Genomic DNA, 20,510 nt, shown 5'->3' with positions numbered 1-20,510 from the left:
TGTCTACCACTGTTCCATTATAAGTTTAGCAATGTACTCGGCGGAAAGGATGTCTTCCAAGGAATTGCGGCTGGCTGCTACTATGGCTATTCCGGTATTCAGGTTTTTCGCCAGGGAAATGGCCCTTTCGGCCGCGTCCCGGGCCGGGCGGGTACCTTTTTTGTAAGGAGTTCTTGCCACCGTGCCGGTAATTACTGCCGGGGCCCCGGCAGTAACGGCGGCGTCAAAGGCAACGCCGCCGGTACCCGTGGCCGCTACTATAACCCTGCCGGAAACATCGCACAGGCGGGGGGTTTCCGCTCCGAGGTTCGGCAGGAGGGCCCCGATTTCAGCTCCTGAATCCTTTATACCTTTCATAACCCGGGTGACATTCCTTTTCCGCTCTCCATCACCGGCAATTCTTGGTTCCGCTACTAAAACTATGTCCGTCCCCAGTTGTTTTGCCTTGTTTCCTGCAATCTTTCCTATTTGCTCGGGGTTTATGGGAACGGGAGGTTTGGCCGTGTCCGGGCTTGCGCCAAAGACTGCAGCGGCGCCGGCGTCCATTAACGCTTCTGACGTGGTGGACATGTCAATCAGGTCCACTATCATTACCACGTATCCCATTTTAGCACCCTTTGCGGCACCGCTGGCGTCAGACGTTAATATTATCGGAGGCAAGGTTGTGGCTTTACTCATTACTTGTTTCTCCCTGCAGCTCAAATGTATATTTTACTATCCCGGCACATATAATTTGCCAAAGAATTGGCACAAGGGAATTTTCCAAGTTAAGTCCTGCCAATTAAGGAAAATTCCTTCAAATGGGGTTGTAACATTGCAAAGTTGGGTTTGCAAAAGCGGTTTTTATTTTATTGGAAAGGTTAAAGATTTACAAAAGATTTTAAAGTATCATGCAAGAAATCACAAAACGCTTTTGGAAATGATAAGCCGTCACTTGCATTAATTAATTTATTTTGCCTAATTCAGTGGCCAGAACTCCGGCGGCCCCTGCAGCTAAAAAGAATTCCGGGTCGTCCTTTACCGTACGCCCCATGGTTGTTACTTTTATGCCCATTTCCTCGAGGGACATTATACCGGGGGTGCCGTCAATTTCTACCACATGATGTTTATTTAATATACCTGATTCCTGTAATTGTTTGCGAACGAGTTTTGTCTTTTCGGGACTCATTAGCGGCAGAGCTACCCGGCATGGGGTAAGGGCCACCTTGCCCAGGGCGGTACGGCTGTGGTGGCTGAGACCGTAATGCCGCTTTCGCTTGTCTGCAAAACTGATCCGTGGTATGGCTATGGGGCGCCCTCCCAGTATGTTTACGGCATTGACTATTTCTCCCTGTTCCACTCCGGTAAAGCCAAACTGTGAAGCCGTGCCCACTATGCCGGGGCCCATGGCTACTACGATAATATCAGCCCCGGCCACTGCTTTGGCTGCCAATAGGGCACTGTAAACCGTAACGGCTTCCATATCGCCACCGAAGGCATGGCCGCAGGTTATGGTTGTGTGAATAAGTCTCTTTTCTTTCAATTGGTGAACAAGCTTGCTCAGGGGAAGCGGCAGCGCCGCACCGTCTGTCATTACATAGGCTACTTTGGCCCTACCTTTTGATACCCGGTGAATGGAAGCCGCAGCCGGTGCCAGCATGCTGTGCAGGGAACCCACTATTACCGGAGTGCCATCGAGGGAATGGATGCGGGAAATAATTTCCGCGTAAGGACTTTCTTGCTCCTCCACTGCCAAAACTTTCACCTGGGACGGGCTGTAGCGCATTTTCATAATGTGACCTTCTTCCCGGGCTTCCCTTTCGGGGCGGGAAGTGTTGGCCATGACAAAATGAGTACCCCCGGTTCCCAGGTTTTTATAAACTGCCGTGGTGTTTAAAACTACCCGGTCACCTGGCTGAACCGGCCCGGTAAGGTTATCATAATTAAGGGCGCGGGCTTTCTTACCCTCAACTAAAACTTCAATTTCAGTTATACCCGGTCTCTGGCTTATGACGGATAAAATTTCAGCAGTTCTGGTACGGATCATGGTTTACTCCTTGCGAAAGGTTTTTTCAGTGGCCTTACGAATTATTTCTGCAATGTAACGGGAATTGGCAACCAGGTTTGATATAGTTATATATTCCGATGTGGTGTGTACCTGCTTCATGCCTATGCCCAGGTTAACGGTGGGAATGCCGTAATGGTTAAAAATATTGGCGTCACTTCCCCCGCCGGTGGAAGTAAGATTTACCTTTAGGCCCAGGGCCCCGGCGGCCGATGTTGCCAGTTGCACCACCGGCTCACTTTTATCCAGGTTAATATCGGGGTAGAGAGTTTCCGTTTGAATTTCCACCGTTGCTCCTGCCTGTTCTGCGGCTTCCCTTAAGGCGGCGCACATGGATTCAGTTTGGGCAGTCCTTTTTTGCGGATTCATGCTCCGGGCTTCTCCATATATCGTGGTGGTATCGGGTACTATATTAATAGCTTTACCCCCTGAAATCATGCCTATATTAGCGGTTGTTTCATCATCTATTCTGCCCAGTTTCATTTTTGAAATAGCTATAGAGGCTACTTGAATAGCGTTAATTCCGTCCTGGGGGTTAATTCCCGCGTGGGCTGCTTTACCCTTTATGGTGGCTGTAATTTTGTCCTGGGAGGGACCGCGGATGATGATAGTGCCCGGGTCACCGTCGGAGTCCAGTACTATTCCCATGTCTGCCTTAATCCGCTCCAATTCAATATTTCTGGAACCTATCAGCCCGCCTTCTTCCCAAATGGTAAATACTATGACCAGTTCGCCGTGAGGGATGTTGTTTTCATCTATGACGCGCAGGGCTTCCAGTATTGCCGCTATCCCTGCCTTGTCATCGGCACCCAATATGGTGTCTCCGGCTGAATATATGGTATCGCCTTTTATAACTGGCTGAACATTTTTTCCCGGCTGCACCGTATCCATGTGGGCACAGAACATTAATACCGGCACACCGGGTGTATTTCCCGGCAAACGGGCGATAAGATTGCCGGTTTCGGTACCAACTTTTTTCCCCGCTCCGTCTTCGTAAACCGACAGGCCCAGTTGTTTTAATTTTTTAATTAAAACGTCAGCAATTTGCCGCTCATAACCGCTTAAACTATCAATTTTAACCAGTTCCATAAATTCTTCAATCAGCCGGTCTTGGTTTACCATGATAAAATCACCTCCAGAGAAGAAACCACCAGCGTCTCCAAGGGGTCGTTGCTGGTGGTCAGCTGATATACCAGGGTTTGATATCATACCGCAGTCCTGGCCCTGACTTTCTCAGCCAGTTCCATTCCCTTTTTAAGGGCTTGGCGGTTAATATCTATCAAGTTGTGGCGCCTCGGGGGCAGAACTTTCTTGAGAGATTCAACTATCGATTCCATGGATACCACGCCGGTTAATCCAATCAGGGCCCCCAACATAATGTTGTTAGCTACTTTTCCGTTACCCATTTCCTCTGCCAGATCATTTGCGGGGATATAAATTGCCTTGACATCATCCCGCTGTACCTTTAAGTCAATTAAGGAACTGTTAACCATTATTATGCCCCCGGGCATTACCGAAGGTTCAAATTTTTCCAATGAAGGCCTGTTCATTGCAATTAATATCGTTGGCTCACTAACTACCGGTGAACTTATGGGATGGTCGGAAATAGTGACTCCGCAATTGGCTGTACCTCCACGCATTTCAGGGCCGTAGGAAGGAATCCAGGCCACATGTTTATCATCCAACATGCCGGCGTAGGCTATGAGTTGTCCGGTAGAAAGAACACCCTGCCCTCCAAATCCGGCGATAAGAATACCTTCAAACATAGTTACACCTCCGGCGGTACTTTAAATTCTCCCAAAGGATAATAAGGTATCATGTTGGCTTCCAGCCATTTCAGGGCCTCTTTGGGAGGCAATCCCCAGTTGGTGGGGCAGGCAGACAAAACTTCAACCATGGTAAAGCCCTTACCGGCCATTTGAATTTCAAAGGCTTTCTTTATAGATTTTTTAGCTTTATTTATATTCTTGGGGTCGTGTACCGATACCCTGCTGATATATGCGGCCCCGTCCAAGGTACTGAGCATCTCGGACATCCTAATGGGAAATCCATTAACTTCCTTGTCTCTGCCATAAGGTGTAGTGGTGGTTTTTTGGCCCAGCAGGGTGGTAGGGGCCATTTGCCCGCCTGTCATAGCATATATGGCGTTATTCACAAAAATAACCGTAATTTTTTCTCCCCTGGCGGCAGCATGCACTATTTCCGCAGTACCGATGGCAGCTAGGTCCCCGTCACCCTGGTAGGTAAACACCACACCGTCAGGAACTACCCTTTTAATGCCTGTGGCCACCGCAGGTGCCCTGCCATGGGCCCCTTGGAACATGTCACATTCAAAATACTCGTAGGCGAAAACCGAACAGCCCACCGGGGCCACTCCGATGGCCCGGTCTAAAATGTCCAGCTCGTCAATTGCTTCGGCAACCAGGCGGTGTATAATACCGTGGGTACATCCGGGGCAATAGTGCATGGGCACGTCTTTTAAAGATTTGGGACGGCTGAATACCTTTTTCATTAGTCCACCCCCCCGGACATTAACTTTTTGACTTCCCGCAGGACATCAGACACAACAGGAAGCATGCCGCCCGTTCTGCCGGTAAAGTGTACCGGCCTCCGGCCGGCCACGGCCAACTTAACGTCTTCCACCATTTGTCCCATGTTCATTTCCACGGTTAAAAATTGCTTGGCATGGGAGATAGCCTTTTCGAAGGCTTTAATCGGGAACGGCCAGACCAGTATAGGCCTGATAAGCCCCACACGCAGTCCCTCTTCCCGGGCTTTATCCACCACAGCTTTGGAAATACGGGCAGCGGTACCGAAGGCAACCAGAATCATTTCCGCATCGTCAGCCTGGTATTCTTCCCACCGCTGTTCCTTTTCAGCGATTTCAGCATATTTTCGAGCCAGTTTATGATTATGTTTTTCCATCTCTTCAGGAACAATATAAAGGGAACTAATCAAATTTTTCTTTTCTCTTCCCCTCCTGCCGTTTGCAGCCCATGGCCGTGGGGGAACTTTTATTTCTTCTTCTTCCCCCAGTTCCACCGGTTCCATCATCTGGCCCAAAATTCCATCAGCCAGAACCATTACCGGATTTAAATATTTATCGGCAAGCTCAAATGCATCTTTCATAAAATCAATGATTTCCTGAACGGAAGCAGGGGCAAGAGTAATTACACGGTAATCTCCGTGCCCGCCTCCCTTGACGGCCTGGAAATAGTCCGACTGTGCGGGTGCTATATTACCCAGCCCGGGGCCACCTCGTATCATGTTAACAATAACGCAGGGCAGCTCGGCTCCGGCAAGGTAAGATATGCCTTCTTGCATGAGACTGATGCCCGGCCCCGATGATGAAGTCATGACCCTGGCTCCGGCCCCTGCAGCCCCGTACACCATGTTTATGGCTGCCGTTTCGCTTTCAGACTGCAGGTATACGCCGCCAACTTCCGGTAACCTTTTGGCCAGGTAGTGAGGCAGTTCACTTTGCGGTGTTATAGGGTAGCCGAAAAAGTAACGGCATCCTGCCCGTACGGCACCTTCACCGATGGCTTCATTACCCTTCATTAGAACCTTAGCCAACTTTTTTCTCCTCCTTTTCGACTTCGATTACAATATCAGGGCACATACGGGCGCAGGTAGCACACCCGGTACATTTATCCATATCGGTAATGGTAACCGGGTGAAAGCCCATTACGTTAATGTGCTCAGCCATGGTAAGTAGTCCTTTGGGGCATACGGTGGTGCATAATTCGCATCCTTTGCAGCGATCTTCTCTGAATATTACCCGTGCCAAAAAGTGTCCCTCCTTAAATCATGGAATGCTTTATATATCAAAAAATTACATGTACTTATCTTGGAGCGTGGGAACAATGAACATGTTATTTAAAAAAACGTTCCCCCGGTACTTTAAAGCGAACATTGTCCCGGTATTCCTCCGGATTGTTCCACGGCGGCTGCATGTGAAGGTCAAGGGGTAGTACCGGGGTGCCCAGTTCCTTTTCCAAGCCGGGGGTAAGGTGGCGTGGAGATGCCGCAAAAGCAACAGGAATACCCAGTTTTTCAGCCGCCCGGGTAATTGTCCGGTGTCCGGCAATGAGTGTTTCTTTGTCAGTTTCCGAACCTAAATTGGAATTATTAACTAGAGCGGTAACGGTAAGCCGCGAAGCCTTTTCTATGGAGGACAGGTACTTCAGTATTCCCTCCACGTCCCGGGTAAAGGGACGATTGGTATTAACCACAAAAAAAAGGTTATATGAACCTTCCGGCAGGTACGGTTTAAATCTGCCCACAGCCGTGGCTCCGATATCATCTCCCCCTACATCAAAAACCCCGTATACTTCGGGGTTTTCCAATATCCCAAGAATGGCCGGAGGGAGAGCCGGAACATCGGCACCTGCCAGCTCACCTACGGGACATATCACATTAAGCCCTTTTTGGGCTAGATAATCCCTTACCATACGGGTTCTGAAGTATGGATTTATAATGTCGATATCGACCAGGCTAACAGGTTTTCCTCTTTTTTTAAGGGCGAGGGCAAAATTAATAGCTATTTCTGTTTTTCCGCTGCCCAGGTTGCCGCAAAATATGGTAATGTGACGCACGTCTTTGAACATTATATAATCTACCGTCCTGATTGTAACTTTAATTAGTAATAGGGTTCGACAAATATAAAAAAAATTCCTTGTTATTAGTAACAAGAAAAAGCTACTTTTCCCTTCCCAGGGTATCTAAAAAATTTAAGAATCTATTTTTTGCAATAATCCGGGTAAGGGAATATCTCTCAGCCACGAGGTGAAAAGCGATTAATAATAATAACAATACTACCTTTATCCGCGGCTCCAATAACCATACCGACATAAGCCCGAGACTTGCTCCAAGGGCGTTGGATCCCGCATCACCCATCATGGTCCGGGCCTTCAGGTCCAGGGGCATATAGGCCAGGAGACTACCTGACAGCATTGCCAACAGCACCGTTTCCTGTTGCCTCCAGCCGGCAGTCCCCAGAAGCATCGCCCATAAAATGAAAGCCTTTCCTGCCCGGCCCGGGCGCAGGTCCAGCAGATTGATTGCATTTATGGAAAGGGCCAGCAGGAGCGCATTTACCGGGATAGCTGATACCGGCCCGACCACGGTTGCTACCAGCAGCGAAAGTATGCCACCGAAAATTGCTTTAAATCCACCGGTAGTTAAGCGACCCTTAAATAAACTTCCCAGGTGCCCTTTCAATCCCGATGTTTCTCTGGATCCCCAAAAATCGTCAATAAGGCCCAGTAAGGTAGCGCAAACCACAACGAATATAAATATAAAAGCATTTGTCCACTGGTTTTCCGGTAATATTAGCAGTAAGGGTACATAGCCCATAAGCAGGGATATGGAAAAGACAATTCCCGAACCAACGGGAATGGGATTGTTTTTGAAGTTGGGGCGAACAAATTGGGCCTGCCTGATCATTTCAAGAATGCTTTTTTGGATAAGAAATGTAATACAACAGCCCAGGGTCAAGGCTCCCAGGATCATGAGCAAAAATTTCTCCTCAAGGAACAAAGAAATCACGGTCCTTTTAAGCACCTTCCCTTCGCAACCCGGCCAGAACCCGTATAATGTCCACAAATTGCCTGCCGCGGTGGATAAACCCTCTTAAATTCCGGCCAGTTTCAGCGTGGAACATTTGTACCGGCACCTCCATAATTCTATATCCCATTTTGGCTACCTTAATGGTCAGGGCTACTTCTACGCCGTACCCCGATGCAAAAGGGAGAACTTTTTCCATTACTTCCCTGGTCATCACCCGCTGGCCGGAGAGAGGGGAATACATTTCTAAACCGGTATAAAACTTTATTCCCCTGCGGGCAAGACCTTTAACTAAGCCGAATCCTCCTTTTTTGCGAGGGGGAGGAAACCGGGCTACGGTCATGTCTGCCCTTCCTTCCAAAACCGGAAGCATTAGCAGGCGGGCTTCAGATGCCGTATCGCCTAAGTCAGCGTCCAGCAAAGCAATTACATCATGTTTTACTTGGGATGCACCATAGGTCAAGGCCGCACCTTTTCCGCTGTTTTCGGTCATGGAAAATACCCGGGCCCCGGCGGCCCGGGCCTCTTCAGCGGTATTATCGGTGGAACCGTCATCTACCACCAGTATTTCCTTTACTTCGGGTATCAAAGTTACGGCTGCAACGGTGTGCTTTATTTTACCCGATTCATTGTAGGCCGGGATTATAACGGAAACATTTTCAGCCACTATTTTTCGCTCCTTGGACCGGTTTGATTTCCGGTATTAATTGCTGGGCGGTGGATTTAATTCCATAGTGACCTGGCTGTCCGTCTATGGAAAGAACCAGGGCCAATTGACCGGGGACGGTATCAATGTTATCTACTGTGGCGGTTACGCGTTGTTTTTGGTAGAATTCCATGTAAGAATAACCGGCTGATGATTCTTCCACCCCATAAACCGGAAGGTTTTTGGATTGAAAAATTTTAATTAACGGCAGGTCAAGGGTTTTCAGCCTGGCTGTTTTTTCACCCTGGCTTCCGCCAACTATGATAATTCCGTCCAATGGTTCTCCATAAGTTCCTGAAAACTGGATGATATCGTATTGGGCGAGCAGGTTCACTTTGGACATATCACCGCTTAAAATAGCGTTACCCACCAAAGAGGCCACAAAGGAGGGCAACTTTTCATTATCCTCTCCATTCCAGCCCAATTTTTCCGCTAATTCCCCCTCAAGGTCGGCCCTGGAAAAATTTATAAAGCTGGTTATGGAGGTTACATTTGCACCGGCCAATTCAAGGGTGTCGAGGAGATTGCCGGAAAAACGGTAACCGTTGGTTTCGATTACAGCTAAATTAATATTTTCCAGCCTGTTATTAACCAGAACCGGTAGAACTATATTATTGAATTCTTTTTGAATGTTGAGATCCATTTCCAGGCTATCGGCAGTAGCCTGGATGGCTTCATTTTTCTGGCGCAGGCTTTCCAGCTGTGTTTCCAGGCGATCCGTAACCTGTTTTTGGTATTCTATAAGAGTGTCATTACCTAACATGGTGCTGCCCACCAGAATACCAATACCCAGGGCAAGGAACACCGCCACCAGGGATGCTATATGATATTTAAGGTCGATCAAAAATTCTCACTCTCCCTATCTTTAAATACCAAAAAGCAACCTTATTTGAATATAAAGCAGCCTTAATATTTCACGTATGGGAGGAGAAACTACCATTATAACTCCCACAGGTAAAAGGGCAGCCAAAAGTAACTGGGCGACATGTTGGGGTTTTAATTTATTTTTATATAGCTGGCTGACTCCCCTGGCGTCAACCAGAATAGAGCCTACTTTCAAGCGCACGAGAAAGGTACTGGCCATTCCCTTGCGCCCTTTCTCTAAAAAATCCATCATATTGGAGTGAGTTCCTACTGCCACAATTAATTCCGCACCCAAGTCGTAAGCTAACAACATGGCAATGTCTTCACTTGTGCCCGGTGCTGGATATGTTACGGCATCTAGCCCCATATCTTGTATTCTTTTCAAACCGGGGGCCCGTCCGTCAGGATAAGCATGCACCACGATTTCGGCGCCACATTGCAGTGTCGAATCACTGACACTGTCCATATCACCCACGATCATGTCGGGCTTAAACCCGAATTCCATTAAGGCGTCGGCCCCGCCGTCTACACCTATAAGTACAGGCTTTTCTTCTTTTATATAAGATTTTATCGCCATAAGGTCACTTTTATAATTTTGGCCTCTTACCACGATAAGAGCGTGTTTGCCCTTAAATCTGGTTTTTACCGGCGGCGCCGGATATTCTCCGGAAACAAGCCCGATTTCGGATTTTGCATAATCCAGTGTGTTATGGACAAAATCCAGAAGCAGTTCTCCCATGCGATTCCGGGCTTGTTCCATTTTTATTTTAATATATTCTTCACTGAGAAGTTGTCCTCTGGCAATAATTTTATCGTTTGCAACTATTGTCCCGTCAAAAATTTCTATTTCCTGTCCTTCGAAAATTTCATACATAACTGATTCCCCTGCGCTGTCAATCAGGGGGATTCCCGCCTGAACAATTTTTAACGGGCCCGGGTTAGGGTATCGTCCGCTTATCGAGGATGCCGCATTGATCACTGCCTTAACTTTGCTTTCCACCAGGGAGCGGGCAGCTACTTCGTCCAGGTCGGGGTGATTGATAATGGCAATTTCTCCGGGCTGTAACCTTTTTACTAAGTTTTTTGTTTTTTTATCACTTCGTGCAATACCTTTGACGTGCATAATAACACCACTCAAAATTAATACATAATAATCTTGTAACATTTAACATTGTAATTTTTCCTATCTTTACAGTCAAGGAAAGGGTAAATTAGAATATTCTGTTATTATAAAAAAACCTGACTTAAAAAAGTCAGGTTTTTTCTTATAACTTTGTCAGATTATCCGGCTTTGGTTTCAATACGAAGTTTATCTGCAATCATGGCAATAAATTCGCTGTTGGTAGGTTTTCCACGCTCTAAATTTATTGTATAACCAAAGAATTTGTTCATCATTTCCACGTTCCCGCGGTCCCAGGCCAATTCTATGGCATGTCTTATAGCCCGTTCGACTCTGCTGGGAGTTGTATGATATTTCTTGGCGATTAAGGGATATAGTTCCTTTGTTACTGCTCCTAAAAGGTTTACTTCATTAATAACCATGATAATGGCATCTCGTAGATAATGATAACCTTTTATATGTGCGGGTACACCCATTTCATGTATTATATTTGTAACTGCTACATCCAGATTTTTAGGTTTTGAGGAATTAATATATTGAGAAACATTGGTGCCCTCTGCCAGTTGTCGGATTCTAGTAGCTAAAACCGAAAAGTCAAAGGGCTTTAATATATAATAATCAGCCCCGAGCTCAACGGCTCTTTGGGTTATATTCTCGTGACCAAATGCAGTAAGAATTATTATTTTAGGGCGTGGATTAATTGTTTTATTAGCCAGTTTTTCCAAAACACCGATACCGTCAAGGTGAGGCATAATAATATCAAGAACAACAATATCAGGTTTATGTTCTTCGATAAGTTTAAGGGCTTCATTTCCGTTATATGCGATCCCAGCCAATTCCAGGTCTTCCTGTTGGTTTACGAATTCCTGTAAAAGTCCACAAAACTCACGATTATCATCGGCAATAACTAGTTTAGTTATCTTTCTCACCATTAGATTACCCGCCTCCTAAATTATTTTACTTTTTTATTTATCTAGGTATTTATACCCAAAACATTCGACGGTGACAGGAAATTTCCTCCTAATAAGATGGCAATTATTTGGAATTTTTTTCCGAGTAAAAAAAATGAGGCTTATTGCCTCAAGAAACTTTTTTAAGGTTATTTTTTTCCGAGAATATATCTGCTTCTTCTAGCATCCACTGGGCCAGGATACCATAACCGCGAGTAGGATCGTTAATAAATACATGGGTAACAGCTCCTACCAGACGGCCATTTTGGATTATCGGACTTCCGCTCATTCCCTGTATAATTCCGCCGGTGTATTTAAGTAACCTGTCATCAGTTATTTTGATTATAAGTCCTTTTCCGTCTGAATAAGACATTGGTAATACTTTTTTAATCTCAATATTATATTTTTCAATTTTGTTACCTCTCAGCACAGTAAGAATTGTAGCCGGACCTTCTGAAATTTCATGGCTTAAGGCTACAGGGATGGGCTGGTTATAAATCGGGTTGGTAACCGGATGTTCCAGATTACCAAATATCCCGTATTTAGTGTTTTTTGTAATATTGCCCATTAATTGACTTTCTCCTTCAAATAGGCCAATTTTTCCACCCGGCTGACCCTTTTTTCCCGGATGAACACCTTGTATTTTAGCTCCTACGATGCAGCCGTCAGCTAGATTAATTTGTTGCGACGTATCAATATCTGTAATCATATGTCCCAGAGCGCCGTAACAGCCGCTGGGAGGGTGGTAAAAGGTAAGGGTTCCCACTCCCGCTGCACTGTCCCTTATAAAAAGGCCCATCCGATAACGGTGGGTTTCCGTGCAATATACGGGTTTTAATGTAGTGGAAAAAATACGTTTACCCCTTTTTATTTTTAAGATTAAAGGTTTTTTCTTATTTCCATATTTATCTACTATGTCCCGAACCTGGGTGTCGCTTTTAATCTCGTTTCCGTTGATTTTTAGTATGATATCCCCCACCGCTACTCCGGCTTTTGCAGCGGGATTAACTTTTTTCCCCCCAGAAGTTTTTATATCTGCGAGGCCGACAACCATTACGCCACGGGTGTGCAAAAGGACTCCTATGGATTGTCCACCGGGAATAACCTTTACCCTGGGAACTACGTTGACAACCATCTCACGGATAGGGATCAGATCAAAAAGCTTTACTTGCATGTATAATTTCCCCGGGGTATTGGTAACTGGAATTTTATCACCCGGTGAGAAGGAGAAATTCTTACTGGCAGAACCGTCAAGGATCAAAGTATTTGCATCAGCATAATTAATATGAATACTGATATTTTTTAAGACCGCTTGGGGAACGGGGAGGTCCGGTTCAAGTTTGTCACCAGCGACCAGATCTTTGTAAGGCGGAAAAGCCATCATACTTAAGACTCCGGATAAAATAAAGCAAATGAGAAAAAATAATATTAGATATAAGCAAATTCTTCTACGACGATGGCTGCTCAGGTCAATCCCTCCCTGGATTTTTGGTTATTACAATTTCACCTCCATTTGTGTAGTAATTTTATGTTGAAAAACAACGAAAAACTAAAGGAGAGAATGTATTATTAAGTTGACCTGAGCAGAATCCTAATATTCCACCCATATATGTCGCTGCTTGCCAGATTCACATTTTTCAAGGGTCAGAATAACGTTGTTAGTTTTTTGTTCATTTTCCGAAAAAAAAAGGCCGTGTTTTTAACGGCCTAAGCGCTTGAATTGCAAATTTTTTGCTTTTGCCGCAAAAGCTGTCGGGCGTGTTCCAAAACCGGCCGGGATATTTCCTTTCCTCCTAACATTCTGGCTAATTCCTGAATTCTGTTTTCCTCTTCCAAGAGGGAGATCTGGGTAATAGTTTTACCGTTAACAGATTGCTTATAAACGTAATAGTGGGTATCAGCTAATGCAGCAATAGGAGCAGCATGGGTAATAACTATGGTTTGGCGGTGCTGACTTAACTCTTCCAGTTTACGGGCCACGGCCTGAAGGGTTTTACCCCCTATACCTGTATCTACTTCGTCAAACACAAGGGAAGGAATTTGGTCCACCGCCGCCAAGATGCTTTTGAAGGCCAGCATTATTCTGGAAAGTTCTCCCCCTGAGGCAATTTTGGCCAGCGGCTTAGGCGGTTCACCGGTATTGGTTGAAATGAGGAACTCTATATCTTCGAGGCCATGGGGGCCGGGTGTTAAAGGGCTTATTTTTACATCCATTGTAACTCCCTGCATTTCCAGGTCCTTTAATTCTTTTTCCACGGCTTCTTTTAACCTTTGGGCAGCGTCCTTTCTTAACGAAGAGAGTTTTGTTGCCATTTCTTTGTAAGAATCTTCCAGTTCTTTGACTTCTTTTTCCAGAGTTTTTTCCCGTATTTCGCTGTTATCCAGTTCTTCCAGTTGGGCTGCCGCGGTATTCCTGTATGTCAATATTTCTGTTATGGAGTCCCCGTACTTCGCTTTTAAACGGGAAATTTCGCTGAGCCGTCTTTCTATTTCTTCCAAGCGTTCGGGCTGGAATTCAATGCTGTCCCGGTAGGAAACCAGTTCCCGGGCCGCTTCTTGAACCTGATAGAAGGCGGAGGATACCGTTTCCAGTAGCGGAACCAGGCTGTCGTCAAGTTCTTTTAACTTTTCCAGGTATTCCACTGCCCGGCCCAACTGGTCAACAGCAGATGGCATTCTGTTTTCTCCTGCATATAAGGCAACGTATCCGGCCTGGGCCAGTTGAAAAATTTTCTCGGCATTGGCCAAGCGCGTTTTTTCCGCTATTAAAATCTCTTCTTCATTTTCCGATAACGAGGCGGTGTCGATTTCCTCAACTTGAAAGCGCAACATTTCTGCCTGCCTGGCCCGCTCCCTGAAATCCAGCCGAATCTTGTCGAGTTTGCGTCTGGCTGATTGCCACGTTGCATATAGCCCGGCAACTTTTTCTTTTATACCCAGCAGTTTATCCCCACCGAACCGGTCCAGCAAGTCCATATGTCTGGATGGGTTTAAAAGGGACTGCTGGTCGTGCTGCCCGTGCATGTCCAACAAATAACTGCCTATTTGCTTGAATTGCTGCAAAGTGGTAACTTGTCCGTTTATGCGGCATATGTTGCGCCCGGACCTGGAAAGTTGTCTGGTCAAGATTAAAAGCCCGTCTTCACATTCCAGGCCAAAATCTGACAGCTTTTTTTCCAGATCGGGTAATTTTTTTAACTCAAAAATTGCCTGAACCAAGGCCTTTTCTGCACCGCTTTTTATATATTCACCATATGCTCTTCCTCCGAGGGCAACCTGCAAGGCCTCAATAACAATTGATTTTCCGGCCCCGGTCTCTCCCGTTAAAACGGTGAGCCCGGGCTTAAATTGTAACTCCAGGTGTTCAATGAGGCCAAAATTAGTTATCTCCAGGCTTAAAAGCATGTAATCACCTCCCGGAAAGGGCGGCCAGGCGCTTCATAACAACGGGCGCAGCTTCTTTAGGTTTGACAATAATGAGTATCGTATCATCTCCACCTACCGTGCCGATTATTTCCTTCCAATTGGTGTGATCCAGTGCGGAAGCCACGCCTTGGGCTTCCCCGGGGTAGGTCTTTACTACGATTAAATTTTCACTAAAATCTATTGAAATAACTGAATCTTTGAAGAATCTCTTAAGTCGCTCATCATTTTTGGGGTAAAAGGTGCGTTCAGGAGCGGTGTAGTACACGGTACCGTTATTTCCAGTTACTTTAATCAACCCTAATTCTTTGATATCCCGGGATACCGTTGCCTGGGTAACGTTAAACCCGGCGGATTGTAGTTCAGCGGCCAGCTGTTGTTGGGTTTCTATTGGTTGTTTAGATATTATTTCTAAAATTTTTTTTTGCCGCTGGGCCTTCATTTTAAAGCACCCGCCTTCTTTTGTGCCAGAATAACGTATGGAGCGCGGGGATCACGGTTAGGGAAGGTAATTTGCGCCACCCAGTAAGAGCGCCCGTCCAGGGATGAAATAAGGCTATCCAGGGCACCGGCCTCCTCCACGGCTCCGGGATGTCCCCGATAAACCACTATACTTAAGCGTCCCCCGGGGGAAAGTAGCCTGAGGGCCTGCCTAACTCCCTCTACGGTCGTTTGGGGGAGGGTTGTTATGTTCTTATTGCCGCCGGGTAGGTAACCCAAATTGAACATTATGGCTTTGCAGGAATTATTGTCAATAAAGTCTCCCATATGTTCGTGGCTTGCGGCCAGCAAAACAACATTGTCGGTCAAGCCGGCTTGTTGCAAGCGGGCATAAGTTTTGGCCAGGGCCTCCTCCTGGATATCAAAGGAATAAACTTTGCCCATCTTCCCAACGCTTTGGGCCAGAAACAGCGTATCATTTCCGTTTCCCGCGGTTGCGTCGACGGCAATGTCACCGGGCTTCAGTATTTCCCCGATAAAACCCTGGGCTATATTTGTCGCCCTAGGGGAATCACCCATTTTACTGAAAAATGAATAATTACCCATTCCTGTCCCCCTGTTTTAGTTTCTGTCTAAGAATACTGAAAAAGCTACGGTCCGTTAGTTTTAAAAATTTAGCCCGGTAAGGCGCCCGGCTGACCATAACGGAATCCCCCTGCTGAAGTTTAAATCCGTGCTGCCCATCAACAGTAAGCATTACCTCCCTTTGATCAGAAAGGAGCGTTACTTTAACTTCACTATCGGGAGAAATCACCAGCGGGCGCGCCCAGAGGGCGTGGGGGCAAATAGGGGTAATGATCATTAAATCGAGGTTTGGTGCTACCAGCGGCCCACCGGCAGAAAGGGAATAGGCAGTTGAACCGGTAGGGCTGGATATTATCAGGCCGTCAGCCGGGTAAGTGGTGAAAAAGTGGTTATCTACCAGTGTCTCCAGCGCAATAATGCGGGCAAAGCCGCTTTTGGTAATGACTACGTCATTTAGGGCAATTGTTTTTTCAACCGTTTTTTTATTCCGGATTACCCGGGCTTGTAGCATCATCCGTTCTTCCACTGAATAACGGTTCTCCAACAATTTTTCCAGAGACGTAAATAAGTCCGGCAGTTCTGTTTCTGTTAAAAAACCCAGGTGGCCCAGGTTGATTCCGAATAGGGGCGTACCATAAGGTGCAGTCATTCGGGCACAGTTTAAAAGGGTGCCGTCTCCGCCCAATACCATCAGGCAGTCGGCCTGCCTGTTAAGTTCGTGAAAGTTTACTCCGGGGGTATCCGTGCTCAGCTTTAAAGCCGCCCGATGCTCAAGAAGAACGTTACATTTTCTGGATTTGAGCCACTGTACTATTTCTGCTATTAATTCCACCACTTGCTGTTTTTCCATATTTACCCAAATTCCTATGGTTTTCAAAGGAATACCCCCTGTTGAATGCTTAAAAATAAGGTAAATATTACATTAAAACTATTACTATAATACTACTTATTTTCCTCTTTAAGATTCATTTTTAAATCAATAAGAAGAAAAAAGCCCCTCAGTTGAGATTGAGGTGGGCTGATTTTACAACATTTCTTATAATATTTTCCAGGTTGGAGATAACGGGAGCGTTTTTGGCAAAATATAAAAGATATTCAATGTTTCCTTCCGGGCCTTTAATGGGAGAATAATCCAGGCCGAGGATGCCCCAGCCCAGGTTAATTGCTGTCCCTGTTACTTTTCTTATAGTATCCACATGAACGGCCGGGTCGCGCACAACACCTTTTTTTCCTACCTTTTCCCGTCCTGCTTCAAATTGGGGCTTAATTAAGGCCACACCGGAAGCGTCTGCAGTAGTTAATATATTCACCCGCGGGAATACCAGAGTAAGGGATATGAAGGACACATCCACTGTGGCGAAATCGGGTATTTCGTCAAACTTATCAATTTCCAGATGTCTTATGTTGGTTCTATCCATTACCACAACTTTGGGATTGTTACGCAATGACCAGTCCAGCTGGCCATATCCAACGTCAACGGCATAAACCTTTTTAGCCCCGTTTTGCAGTGCACAGTCGGTGAACCCGCCGGTGGAAGCACCGACATCAAGAACAATTCTTCCCTCCAAATTAATGCCGAAAGAATTCAGGGCCTTTTCCAGTTTAAGGCCTCCTCTGCTTACATATTTTTGGCGCCCGAGAACTTTTATGGGGATCTCAATATCAACATTTTTTCCCGGTTTATCAATCCTTTGGTTGTTAACTAATACCTGGCCGGCCATTATTGCGGCCCGTGCCTTTTCCCTGGTAGGAAACAGCCCCTTATTAACCAGGAGAACATCCAGTCTGCTTTTGGCCTGTTTTGAATCCATGGAGTTTAAAAACCTCCGGCCCGTATTTCCAATTTTTTTACCCGGGCTTGCCGGCACCCGGTCATTTTAAGGGCTTTATCTATTAAGTAATCTACCGTCAAACCGTATTTGGCCCGCAATAAATCCGGCTTACCGTGTTCTACGAAGGTGTCGGGTATCCCTACCCGCTCAAGCTGCAAATTATCCTTGCCGTTTTTATTCAATAATTCCAGAACGGCGCTTCCGAAACCGCCCGGCAAAACATGTTCTTCAACGGTGATTACTTTGCCCGTCCGAGTAGAATAACGTAATATGCATTCAGTATCAAGGGGCTTTATAAATCTGGCGTTAACAACCGTAGGCTGAATGCCCTGAGCTGCCAGGGCCTCTGCAGCTTTTACCGCCAATGCGGTACAGTTGCCGGAAGTAATAAAAGTAATATCATTGCCTTCGCACAATACTTCCGCCTTGCCTATAGGAATTGTCGGAGGGTCTTCATCCAGGGGAACCCCCAGTCCTGCTCCCCGGGGGTAGCGGATTGCACAAGGACCGGGATGTTCCAGGGCTGTCTTTATCATACTGCGGAGTTCATTTTCATCCTTTGGGGCCATAATTGTCATGTTAGGCATTGACCTGAGATAGGCATAATCAAACAGCCCGTGATGAGTGGGACCGTCGTCGCCTACCAGGCCGCCCCGGTCTATAGCAAAAACCACCGGTAAATTTTGCAGGCAAACGTCATGCAGCACCTGGTCGTAAGCCCTTTGCAGGAAGGTGGAGTATATGGCTACAACCGGCCTGTAACCGGCCCGGGCCATGCCCGCTGCCATGGTTACCGCATGCTGTTCGGCAATACCTACATCAAAAAACCTGTCGGGATACAGCCGGGCAAACTCGGTCAGCCCGGTACCGCTGGTCATTGCCGCTGTTATGGCCACTATCTTTTTGTTATGCCGGGCTTCCTTCACCAGGGTTCTACCGAATACCTCAGTATATGACAAAATTTTTTTGCTGCTGGTGGATTTTCCGTTGGAAATGTCAAAAGGACCGGTTCCATGAAATTTGTCGGCATTGTTTTCGGCCGGCAGGTAACCTTTGCCTTTTCGTGTGATAACGTGTACCAGTACAGGCCCTGGGGTGGACTTTGCCTGTTTAAGGGCAGTAATAAGGCTTTGTAAGTTATGCCCGTCAATTGGACCTAAATAGAAAAAACCCAGTTCCTCAAAAAACATGCCTGGTACCACAAGGTATTTCAAGCTGTCTTTTAACTTGTCAACAACCTTTAATACCGTAGGGCCTATGGACGGTATTTTTCGTAAAAGCTGCTCCACTTCATCCTTACCGCGGGAATACATGGGATCGGTTCTCAAGCGTGTAAAATAACTGGCCAGCCCGCCCACATTAGGAGAAATGCTCATTTCGTTATCGTTAAGTACCACTATTAGGTTTTTTTTCAGATCTCCGGCATGATTGAGGGCTTCAAAGGCCATCCCGCCGGTCATGGCTCCGTCTCCAATAATGGCAACCACGTGGTATTTTTCCCCGTTCAAGTCCCTTGCTATGGCCATGCCCAGGGCAGCCGAAATACTGGTACTGCTATGTCCTGTACCAAAAACGTCATGTTCACTTTCCTCCGGGCGGGGAAAACCGCTCAGCCCTCCCAATTGGCGGAGGGTATGAAACTTGTCTCGCCGCCCGGTGAGAAGTTTATGAGCATAACACTGGTGACCCACATCCCAAATTAACTTGTCCCGGGGAGAAGAGAATACCCTGTGCAAGGCAAGGGTTAATTCCACAACTCCTAAATTTGGCGCAAGATGTCCCCCGTTTCGGGAAACGGTGTAAATAATTTCCTCCCTAATCTCCTGGGCCAACTTTTCCATTTCCGATAGCGAAAGACGGCGTAAGTCCCGGGGGGAATTTATCTTTGGTAAAATTTTAGACAAAGTTTCCACCTCTATCCTGCCGTACATATTTATAAATCAAGTAATTATTTCTTGCGCCGTTTTGGAACAATACTCAGGCCGGTTATTTTTTCTACATGAGCAAATATAATTCCCACAATAAATATAATTTCGTTTGCCCTGCTTAAAGCCAATTTCTTACCAAAAGCCTTTCCGCCTACGGTAAGAGCTGCTATCATGGCTGTGGTAATCATGGTAAGAAGAAATCTATTTATACAGGGATAGTAGGATATGATTTGAAGCACGAGGGAAATACCAACGGCTCCGCTAACGGTGCCCGCTATATCACCAATTACATCATTTGCTATGTTAGCTACCCTGTCTGCATTTCGGACCAGGTATACGCTTTCCTTCGCTCCGGTTACGCGCTTGGACGCCCGGGCATGAAAGATTGTTTCCGTAGCGGCAGTGGCAGCGGTTCCGACAATATCAAAAAGAATGCCCACTAAAATAATTATTATTAAAAAAATAGACGATATTAAAAGATTATTCAGCTTTTCTGCCAGCAGCTGCGATAGGACAAAAAAAATGGCTGCCAGAATAAAGGAAATTATACCGATTCCAATTATGTAAATACCGGAAACGGTAGATTTATTATTTCTCAAAAAAAGTCACCTCATGTATTATGAGGTAATCTATAAGCCGGGGGTAAGGACGACGGTATGGGTTAATGTTGCGGCTTAGGTCCGGCAGGTTTTCCCAAATCCCCACCGGCTGTCGCCAGACCGGCGGTTTCCCTTTAAGGGGATTTCCGGGGCTTTCCCGGGGCCGGATTGCCACTTAGTCCGCACTGCAAAGCCCATACCGCCTTGCATAGCGCAAACTGTCTAGGGGCTTTCCCCGACAAGACATACCTTTCCCTAGCCTCTTTTGCAATAGCGGTTTCACCAGCACGCAGTTACGTAGGGCCCGGTAGTAACTGTGTGCATCCAAGGGATTCACCGCTACCACTCAAGGCAGGCTACACTGCACGCAACTTTTGGCCACGTGCAGGTTCATACCCCAAGCCATAGTCGTTGTCTTTAACAACTCCCACGCACTTGGGCCTCCGCGGG

General features: G+C 46.4%; 21 protein-coding genes. All 21 read right to left on the bottom strand.

Annotated elements, in window-relative coordinates; translation table 11 throughout:
* Positions 1-3: 3 nt before the first annotated feature.
* The gene (locus ACX4JR_RS08115; RefSeq protein WP_476057583.1) at positions 4-678 is read right to left on the bottom strand and encodes a hypothetical protein; all 675 of its coding nucleotides are present in this window, start codon (positions 676-678) and stop codon (positions 4-6) included.
* A gap of 265 nt (positions 679-943) precedes the next feature.
* Positions 944-2,026: a DUF3866 family protein gene (locus ACX4JR_RS08110; RefSeq protein ID WP_476057582.1), complete on the bottom strand. Its 1,083-nt coding sequence runs from the start codon at positions 2,024-2,026 to the stop codon at positions 944-946.
* A gap of 3 nt (positions 2,027-2,029) precedes the next feature.
* On the bottom strand, positions 2,030-3,166 hold the full coding sequence (locus tag ACX4JR_RS08105; RefSeq protein ID WP_476057581.1) for a M20/M25/M40 family metallo-hydrolase: 1,137 nt from the start codon (positions 3,164-3,166) through the stop codon (positions 2,030-2,032).
* Positions 3,167-3,249: 83 nt separating this feature from the next.
* Complete coding sequence (locus tag ACX4JR_RS08100) at positions 3,250-3,810, bottom strand: 2-oxoacid:acceptor oxidoreductase family protein (RefSeq protein ID WP_476057580.1); 561 nt, start codon at positions 3,808-3,810, stop codon at positions 3,250-3,252.
* Positions 3,811-3,812: 2 nt separating this feature from the next.
* On the bottom strand, positions 3,813-4,556 hold the full coding sequence (locus ACX4JR_RS08095; RefSeq protein WP_476057579.1) for a thiamine pyrophosphate-dependent enzyme: 744 nt from the start codon (positions 4,554-4,556) through the stop codon (positions 3,813-3,815).
* Positions 4,556-5,620: a 3-methyl-2-oxobutanoate dehydrogenase subunit VorB gene (locus ACX4JR_RS08090; protein WP_476057578.1), complete on the bottom strand. Its 1,065-nt coding sequence runs from the start codon at positions 5,618-5,620 to the stop codon at positions 4,556-4,558. The genes ACX4JR_RS08095 and ACX4JR_RS08090 overlap by 1 nt, the downstream gene beginning before the upstream one ends.
* Positions 5,613-5,834, bottom strand: a complete 222-nt coding sequence (locus ACX4JR_RS08085) for a 4Fe-4S dicluster domain-containing protein (protein WP_476057577.1) — start codon at positions 5,832-5,834, stop codon at positions 5,613-5,615. Before ACX4JR_RS08085 ends, ACX4JR_RS08090 begins: the two co-directional genes overlap by 8 nt.
* An 85-nt stretch (positions 5,835-5,919) precedes the next feature.
* Positions 5,920-6,654, bottom strand: a complete 735-nt coding sequence (locus tag ACX4JR_RS08080) for a nucleotide-binding protein (protein ID WP_476057576.1) — start codon at positions 6,652-6,654, stop codon at positions 5,920-5,922.
* A gap of 91 nt (positions 6,655-6,745) precedes the next feature.
* Complete coding sequence (locus ACX4JR_RS08075) at positions 6,746-7,594, bottom strand: hypothetical protein (RefSeq protein ID WP_476057575.1); 849 nt, start codon at positions 7,592-7,594, stop codon at positions 6,746-6,748.
* Between the two features lie 7 nt (positions 7,595-7,601).
* Complete coding sequence (locus tag ACX4JR_RS08070; RefSeq protein ID WP_476060509.1) at positions 7,602-8,282, bottom strand: glycosyltransferase family 2 protein; 681 nt, start codon at positions 8,280-8,282, stop codon at positions 7,602-7,604.
* Complete coding sequence (locus ACX4JR_RS08065) at positions 8,272-9,162, bottom strand: copper transporter (RefSeq protein ID WP_476057574.1); 891 nt, start codon at positions 9,160-9,162, stop codon at positions 8,272-8,274. Before ACX4JR_RS08065 ends, ACX4JR_RS08070 begins: the two co-directional genes overlap by 11 nt.
* A gap of 21 nt (positions 9,163-9,183) precedes the next feature.
* The gene (gene steA / locus ACX4JR_RS08060; RefSeq protein ID WP_476060508.1) at positions 9,184-10,305 is read right to left on the bottom strand and encodes a putative cytokinetic ring protein SteA; all 1,122 of its coding nucleotides are present in this window, start codon (positions 10,303-10,305) and stop codon (positions 9,184-9,186) included.
* 158 nt (positions 10,306-10,463) lie between these two features.
* Complete coding sequence (gene spo0A / locus ACX4JR_RS08055; protein WP_476057573.1) at positions 10,464-11,234, bottom strand: sporulation transcription factor Spo0A; 771 nt, start codon at positions 11,232-11,234, stop codon at positions 10,464-10,466.
* Positions 11,235-11,382: 148 nt separating this feature from the next.
* Positions 11,383-12,636, bottom strand: a complete 1,254-nt coding sequence (gene spoIVB, locus ACX4JR_RS08050) for a SpoIVB peptidase (RefSeq protein ID WP_476057572.1) — start codon at positions 12,634-12,636, stop codon at positions 11,383-11,385.
* A gap of 323 nt (positions 12,637-12,959) precedes the next feature.
* Complete coding sequence (recN, locus tag ACX4JR_RS08045; protein ID WP_476057571.1) at positions 12,960-14,657, bottom strand: DNA repair protein RecN; 1,698 nt, start codon at positions 14,655-14,657, stop codon at positions 12,960-12,962.
* A gap of 4 nt (positions 14,658-14,661) precedes the next feature.
* Complete coding sequence (argR, locus tag ACX4JR_RS08040) at positions 14,662-15,117, bottom strand: arginine repressor (protein ID WP_476057570.1); 456 nt, start codon at positions 15,115-15,117, stop codon at positions 14,662-14,664.
* Positions 15,114-15,722 carry a tRNA 5-(aminomethyl)-2-thiouridylate-methyltransferase MnmM gene (gene mnmM / locus ACX4JR_RS08035; protein WP_476057569.1) on the bottom strand — a complete coding sequence of 203 codons (609 nt, stop codon included), beginning with the start codon at positions 15,720-15,722 and terminating at the stop codon, positions 15,114-15,116. Before mnmM ends, argR begins: the two co-directional genes overlap by 4 nt.
* Positions 15,715-16,578 (bottom strand): NAD(+)/NADH kinase, encoded by an 864-nt coding sequence (locus ACX4JR_RS08030; protein WP_476057568.1) that lies wholly within the window; start codon positions 16,576-16,578, stop codon positions 15,715-15,717. The genes mnmM and ACX4JR_RS08030 overlap by 8 nt, the downstream gene beginning before the upstream one ends.
* Positions 16,579-16,699: 121 nt before the next feature.
* Entirely contained in the window at positions 16,700-17,512 is an 813-nt protein-coding gene (locus ACX4JR_RS08025; RefSeq protein ID WP_476057567.1) for a TlyA family RNA methyltransferase, read from the bottom strand.
* A gap of 5 nt (positions 17,513-17,517) precedes the next feature.
* Complete coding sequence (gene dxs / locus ACX4JR_RS08020) at positions 17,518-19,464, bottom strand: 1-deoxy-D-xylulose-5-phosphate synthase (RefSeq protein WP_476057566.1); 1,947 nt, start codon at positions 19,462-19,464, stop codon at positions 17,518-17,520.
* Positions 19,465-19,481: 17 nt separating this feature from the next.
* Positions 19,482-20,060 (bottom strand): hypothetical protein, encoded by a 579-nt coding sequence (locus ACX4JR_RS08015; protein ID WP_476057565.1) that lies wholly within the window; start codon positions 20,058-20,060, stop codon positions 19,482-19,484.
* Positions 20,061-20,510 lie beyond the last annotated feature (450 nt).

The sequence above is a fragment of the Desulfofundulus sp. JL263-se genome, assembly GCF_056316025.1.
Note: the sequence above shows the minus strand (reverse complement) of the source record. Positions and strands in the feature narration are given on the sequence as shown.

Coding starts and splice junctions, on each gene's coding strand:
- ACX4JR_RS08105 (WP_476057581.1), bottom strand. CDS start 3,166: ATGGTAAACCAAGACCGGCTGATTGAAGAATTTATGGAACTGGTTAAA.
- dxs (WP_476057566.1), bottom strand. CDS start 19,464: ATGTACGGCAGGATAGAGGTGGAAACTTTGTCTAAAATTTTACCAAAG.
- recN (WP_476057571.1), bottom strand. CDS start 14,657: ATGCTTTTAAGCCTGGAGATAACTAATTTTGGCCTCATTGAACACCTG.
- steA (WP_476060508.1), bottom strand. CDS start 10,305: ATGCACGTCAAAGGTATTGCACGAAGTGATAAAAAAACAAAAAACTTA.
- ACX4JR_RS08080 (WP_476057576.1), bottom strand. CDS start 6,654: ATGTTCAAAGACGTGCGTCACATTACCATATTTTGCGGCAACCTGGGC.
- ACX4JR_RS08025 (WP_476057567.1), bottom strand. CDS start 17,512: ATGGATTCAAAACAGGCCAAAAGCAGACTGGATGTTCTCCTGGTTAAT.
- spoIVB (WP_476057572.1), bottom strand. CDS start 12,636: ATGATGGCTTTTCCGCCTTACAAAGATCTGGTCGCTGGTGACAAACTT.
- ACX4JR_RS08100 (WP_476057580.1), bottom strand. CDS start 3,810: ATGTTTGAAGGTATTCTTATCGCCGGATTTGGAGGGCAGGGTGTTCTT.
- ACX4JR_RS08115 (WP_476057583.1), bottom strand. CDS start 678: ATGAGTAAAGCCACAACCTTGCCTCCGATAATATTAACGTCTGACGCC.
- ACX4JR_RS08110 (WP_476057582.1), bottom strand. CDS start 2,026: ATGATCCGTACCAGAACTGCTGAAATTTTATCCGTCATAAGCCAGAGA.
- mnmM (WP_476057569.1), bottom strand. CDS start 15,722: ATGGGTAATTATTCATTTTTCAGTAAAATGGGTGATTCCCCTAGGGCG.
- spo0A (WP_476057573.1), bottom strand. CDS start 11,234: ATGGTGAGAAAGATAACTAAACTAGTTATTGCCGATGATAATCGTGAG.
- argR (WP_476057570.1), bottom strand. CDS start 15,117: ATGAAGGCCCAGCGGCAAAAAAAAATTTTAGAAATAATATCTAAACAA.
- ACX4JR_RS08095 (WP_476057579.1), bottom strand. CDS start 4,556: ATGAAAAAGGTATTCAGCCGTCCCAAATCTTTAAAAGACGTGCCCATG.